We start from the raw sequence: 2,868 nt of genomic DNA, 5'->3' as shown, positions 1-2,868 counted from the left end.
AAAAAGTGGGCGCAGTAGTGTTCATAACGATTTTTATCTAGGGCAAATGTAAGTATTATAAATTTTCGATTATACATTATAGACTTAAAAATTTCCGCGCTAAAATAAGTACTTTTGTTAAAAATTTTACCATGGACGAGATTCTAAAGTATTTTCCTAATCTGACTGATTTGCAAAAAGAACAGTTTGCCAAATTGGATGTTTTATATCATGATTGGAACGAAAAAATAAACGTTATTTCTAGAAAAGATATTGATGCATTGTACACCAAACATGTTTTGCATTCGCTAGGAATTGCTAAAATAAATAAATTCGAGCCCGGAACTTTTGTTTTGGATGTGGGCACTGGTGGCGGTTTTCCCGGAATACCTTTGGCTATTTTGTTTCCAGAGACTCGTTTTTATTTGATTGATGTGATTGCCAAAAAAATAAAAGTAGTCAAAGCGGTGGCGGAAGCTTTGGAATTGAAAAATGTAAAAGCAGAACAAATACGTGCCGAAAATGTAAAAGGAGATTTTGATTTTATTGTAAGCCGTGCCGTGACCAATATGCCCGATTTTGTATCTTGGTAAAAACTAAAATCAAAAAGCAACACAAGCACCAATTAAAGAATGGTATTTTGTATTTAAAAGGAGGTGACTTGACCGAGGAATTGAAAGATTTTCCGAAAGCCACGGAATACAATTTAGCTGATATTTTTGAAGATGAATTTTTCGAAACCAAAAAAGTAGTGCATTTACCCTTGAAGTTTGTGGTATAAATCGATCAACTTTGAGAAATGGATAAACTAAGTTGTAATTTGGTTTTTTACAAATTTTAATGACGAATATTCTTATTCTATTTCAGATTTGGTCTTGTTTTGTTTTCTTTTTGAATACTTTTGCTAATAATTTAGTAGGTGTATTTTAAATCAAAATTTGTATGTTGACAAAGAGAAAAATTGTTGTTTTTGTAGTTTTGTTTGTATTTTCTATGAGTTCGAATGCTCAAAAAATCAATGACAAAATTTTAGGTTCTGTAGGTAAAGCGGTTAAAGGTTTTAGTTTAGTAATGAAGAAGCAGTTGCTTTAGCGAAAGCTGCGGTTGATCAGATGGATAAGGAAAATCCGGTGGCTGACGCTAAAGATAAATATGATATTCGTTTAAGAAAAATTTTCGGAAAGCATGCCACAGAAAATGGACTTAAGCTAAACTTCAAAGTTTATAAGCTAAAAGAAGTCAATGCTTTTGCCTGCGCAGATGGAAGTGTTCGTGTGTACCAAGGTTTGATGGATGCAATGGATGATAACGAGGTTTTGGCTGTGATTGGTCACGAAATTGGCCATGTTGCTAATAATGATTCTCAAGATGCTGTGAAAGCCGCCTACAAGAAAGAGGCTTTTATGGATGCGATTGCTTCCCAATCCATAAATTCACTTAACTAGTAGGTGATTTTATGGATTGGGAAGCAATCGCATCCATAAAAGCCTCTTTCTTGTAGGCGGCTTTCACAGCATCTTGAGAATCATTATTAGCAACATGGCCAATTTCGTGACCAATCACAGCCAAAACCTCGTTATCATCCATTGCATCCATCAAACCTTGGTACACACGAACACTTCCATCTGCGCAGGCAAAAGCATTGACTTCTTTTAGCTTATAAACTTTGAAGTTTAGCTTAAGTCCATTTTCTGTGGCATGCTTTCCGAAAATTTTTCTTAAACGAATATCATATTTATCTTTAGCGTCAGCCACCGGATTTTCCTTATCCATCTGATCAACCGCAGCTTTCGCTAAAGCAACTGCTTCTTCATTACTAAAACTAAAACCTTTAACCGCTTTACCTACAGAACCTAAAATTTTGTCATTGATTTTTTGAGCATTCGAACTCATAGAAAATACAAACAAAACTACAAAAACAACAATTTTTCTCTTTGTCAACATACAAATTTTGATTTAAAATACACCTACTAAATTATTAGCAAAAGTATTCAAAAAGAAAACAAAACAAGACCAAATCTGAAATAGAATAAGAATATTCGTCATTAAAATTTGTAAAAAACCAAATTACAACTTAGTTTATCCATTTCTCAAAGTTGATCGATTTATACCACAAACTTCAAGGGTAAATGCACTACTTTTTTGGTTTCGAAAAATTCATCTTCAAAAATATCAGCTAAATTGTATTCCGTGGCTTTCGGAAAATCTTTCAATTCCTCGGTCAAGTCACCTCCTTTTAAATACAAAATACCATTCTTTAATTGGTGCTTGTGTTGCTTTTTGATTTTAGTTTTTACCCAAGATACAAAATCGGGCATATTGGTCACGGCACGGCTTACAATAAAATCAAAATCTCCTTTTACATTTTCGGCACGTATTTGTTCTGCTTTTACATTTTTCAATTCCAAAGCTTCCGCCACCGCTTTGACTACTTTTATTTTTTTGGCAATCACATCAATCAAATAAAAACGAGTCTCTGGAAACAAAATAGCCAAAGGTATTCCGGGAAAACCGCCACCAGTGCCCACATCCAAAACAAAAGTTCCGGGCTCGAATTTATTTATTTTAGCAATTCCTAGCGAATGCAAAACATGTTTGGTGTACAATGCATCAATATCTTTTCTAGAAATAACGTTTATTTTTTCGTTCCAATCATGATATAAAACATCCAATTTGGCAAACTGTTCTTTTTGCAAATCAGTCAGATTAGGAAAATACTTTAGAATCTCGTCCATGGTAAAATTTTTAACAAAAGTACTTATTTTAGCGCGGAAATTTTTAAGTCTATAATGTATAATCGAAAATTTATAATACTTACATTTGCCCCTAGATAAAAATCGTTATGAACACTACTGCGCCCACTTTTTCTAAACAAGATAATTTAAAATT

Annotated in this window: 4 protein-coding genes and 1 pseudogene; 3 read left to right on the top strand and 2 right to left on the bottom strand. The window is 33.3% G+C overall.

Annotated features, from left to right (window positions below; genetic code table 11):
* Positions 1–131: 131 nt before the first annotated feature.
* The 3 genes and pseudogenes from rsmG (BXU11_RS17540) (at position 132) to BXU11_RS17535 (ending at position 1,424) form a co-directional block, all read left to right on the top strand.
* Positions 132–760 (top strand): annotated as a pseudogene (rsmG, locus tag BXU11_RS17540) (16S rRNA (guanine(527)-N(7))-methyltransferase RsmG).
* Positions 761–921: 161 nt separating this feature from the next.
* Positions 922–1,071 carry a hypothetical protein gene (locus BXU11_RS18390; RefSeq protein ID WP_223253805.1) on the top strand — a complete coding sequence of 50 codons (150 nt, stop codon included), beginning with the start codon at positions 922–924 and terminating at the stop codon, positions 1,069–1,071.
* 20 nt (positions 1,072–1,091) lie between these two features.
* Complete coding sequence (locus BXU11_RS17535) at positions 1,092–1,424, top strand: M48 family metalloprotease (RefSeq protein ID WP_223253804.1); 333 nt, start codon at positions 1,092–1,094, stop codon at positions 1,422–1,424.
* Here the strand turns inward: BXU11_RS17535 and BXU11_RS17530 are convergent.
* Together BXU11_RS17530 and rsmG (BXU11_RS17525) are read right to left on the bottom strand one after the other, a co-directional pair.
* Complete coding sequence (locus BXU11_RS17530) at positions 1,417–1,923, bottom strand: M48 family metalloprotease (protein ID WP_078213402.1); 507 nt, start codon at positions 1,921–1,923, stop codon at positions 1,417–1,419. The two genes, BXU11_RS17535 and BXU11_RS17530, sit on opposite strands and share 8 nt — an antisense overlap.
* Positions 1,924–2,084: 161 nt before the next feature.
* Entirely contained in the window at positions 2,085–2,714 is a 630-nt protein-coding gene (gene rsmG / locus BXU11_RS17525) for a 16S rRNA (guanine(527)-N(7))-methyltransferase RsmG (RefSeq protein ID WP_024981406.1), read from the bottom strand.
* Positions 2,715–2,868 lie beyond the last annotated feature (154 nt).

Origin of the sequence: Flavobacterium sp. LM5, assembly GCF_002017945.1 — a bacterium.
GTDB classification, from domain to species: domain Bacteria; phylum Bacteroidota; class Bacteroidia; order Flavobacteriales; family Flavobacteriaceae; genus Flavobacterium; species Flavobacterium succinicans.
Note: the sequence above shows the minus strand (reverse complement) of the source record. Positions and strands in the feature narration are given on the sequence as shown.